Source organism: Nocardia sp. NPDC060220 (assembly GCF_042727815.1).
GTDB lineage: Bacteria > Actinomycetota > Actinomycetes > Mycobacteriales > Mycobacteriaceae > Nocardia.
Window position 1 is genome coordinate 1 of sequence record NZ_JBHWZY010001027.1, and the last position, 2,175, is coordinate 2,175.

At 66.8% G+C, this 2,175-nt stretch carries 3 protein-coding genes; all 3 read left to right on the forward strand.

Annotated elements, in window-relative coordinates:
• The first annotated feature begins 265 nt into the window (after positions 1-265).
• Positions 266-1,138, forward strand: coding sequence for a metal ABC transporter substrate-binding protein (locus ACFWF3_RS33190; RefSeq protein WP_379317876.1), 873 nt, complete (start codon positions 266-268; stop codon positions 1,136-1,138).
• The gene (locus ACFWF3_RS33195) at positions 1,135-1,869 is read left to right on the forward strand and encodes a metal ABC transporter ATP-binding protein (RefSeq protein WP_358116468.1); all 735 of its coding nucleotides are present in this window, start codon (positions 1,135-1,137) and stop codon (positions 1,867-1,869) included. The genes ACFWF3_RS33190 and ACFWF3_RS33195 overlap by 4 nt, the downstream gene beginning before the upstream one ends.
• A partial coding sequence (locus ACFWF3_RS33200) for a metal ABC transporter permease (RefSeq protein WP_379317878.1) occupies positions 1,866-2,175 on the forward strand: 310 nt, incomplete at its 3' end. The genes ACFWF3_RS33195 and ACFWF3_RS33200, both read left to right, overlap by 4 nt.

The following is a 2,175-nucleotide window of genomic DNA, read 5'->3' on the forward strand; positions in this document are numbered from 1 at the left end:
GCGCCCGCCGGTTCGATGATCGCCCTCGCGAACTCGGCCGACGAGATCGCCAGGCTGCTGGTGACCGTGCGGGTCGGCTTCGCGGCCGAGCTCCCCGACGGCTCTACCTTCACCCCGCCCTGGGCATCCTGAGCCGTCCTCGCGACTGTTTCTAGCCCTGAACTTGAAAGTTCGGCTACCCGAACAATATAATTCTGGAATGAGGGTTGGGTTCTACCGTTCGCCGGCGCGCCGCCGGATGCTTGCGGCATGTGTTCTGAGTGTCATGGCGTTCGCGCTCACTGCCTGCGGTGGGATCACCTCCGATGACGACGGGAAGAAGGTGGTTCTCACCACCTTCACGGTCCTGGCCGACATGGCGCGGAATGTGGCAGGCGAGCATCTGCGGGTCGAATCGATTACCAAGGTGGGGGCTGAGATCCATGGGTACGAGCCGACGCCGGGCGATATCAAGAAGGCCGCCAAGGCTGATCTGATCCTGGACAACGGGCTGAACCTCGAGGCCTGGTTCACCCAGTTCGTCGCCGACCTCGATGTGCCGCACGCCGTGGTCAGCGAGGGGGTGGCGCCGATGGACATCAGCGAGGACGCCTACCGGGGCAAGCCCAATCCGCACGCCTGGATGTCGCCGGTGAACGCGCAGATCTACGTCGGCAACATGGTCCGCGCGTTCACCGATCTCGACCCCGAACACGCCGACGCCTACCGTGCCAACGGCGATGCCTACAAGACGCAGCTCGGCGCCGTGCGCGACGATCTCGTCGCCGCGGTGAACACCCTGCCCGCCGACCAGCGCGCCCTGGTCACCTGCGAGGGCGCGTTCTCCTACCTGGCTCGCGACGCGGGGCTGACCGAGAAGTACATCTGGCCGGTCAACGCCGAACAGCAGGCCACCCCGCAGCAGATCGGCTCGACCATCGACTTCGTTCGCCAGCGCGGCGTGCCCGCCGTGTTCTGTGAATCGACGGTGTCGGACGCGCCGATGCAACGCGTGGTCGAGGCGTCCGGTTCACGGTTCGGCGGCGTGCTCTATGTCGACTCGCTCTCCGAGGCCGACGGACCGGTCCCGACCTACTTGGACCTGATCCGCCACGACGCGAAGACCATCGCGACCGCACTCGCCGGAGTCTCGAAATGACCGCACCGGTAGTCGAAATCCAGGACGTGACAGTCCACTACGGCGATGTGCTCGCGCTCGACACTGTCGAACTGACCCTGAAATCGGGCCGGGTGTGCGGGCTGATCGGTATGAACGGCTCGGGCAAGTCGACGCTGTTCAAGACCGTGATGGGGCTGGTCACGCCCGATCGAGGCCGGGTGCTGATCAACGGCCGCCCCCCGGCCGCCGCGCGCAAGGCGGGCAGTCTCGGTTACGTGCCGCAGTCCGAGGACGTGGACTGGAGTTTCCCGCTGTCGGTGCGCGATGTGGTGATGACCGGGCGCTACGGGAAAATGGGTTTCACCCGCCGGGCGAGTAAGGCCGACCGTGCCGCCGTCGACGCCGCGCTGGCCCGCGTCGAGCTCACCGACCTGGCCGACCGGCAGATCGGGCAGCTGTCGGGTGGTCAGAAGAAGCGCACGTTCGTGGCTCGGGGCATCGCCCAGGAGGCCACGATCCTGCTGCTCGACGAGCCGTTCGCCGGTGTCGACAAGCGCTCCGAGGCGACCATCACCGCGCTGTTGCGTGAGCTCGCCGCCGACGGGGCCACCATCCTGGTGTCCACCCATGATCTGCACGCGTTGCCCCAATTGGCCGACGAGGCAGTGCTGTTGAACCGCCGGGTGCTCGAGCACGGCGACCCCGATGTGGTGTTGCGCCCGGAGAACCTGGCCAAGGCCTTCGGCCTGGATGTGGACGGAGACCGATGAGCCTCGAGGAGTTCTTCATCGACCCGCTGCGCTACGAATTCATGGTGCGCGCGCTGGCCACCACGGTCACGGCCGCCGTGGTCTGTGCGGTGCTGTCGTGCTGGCTGGTGCTGATCGGCTGGTCGCTGATGGGTGACGCGGTGTCGCACGCGGTGCTGCCCGGTGTGGTGCTGGCCTACATCGTCGGCTGGCCGTTCGCTGTCGGCGCGGTGATCTTCGGGTTCCTCGCGGTGGCGTTGATCGGCGTGGTCCGCGATACGAGCCGGGTGAAGGAAGACGCCGCCATCGGCATCGTGTTCACCACCC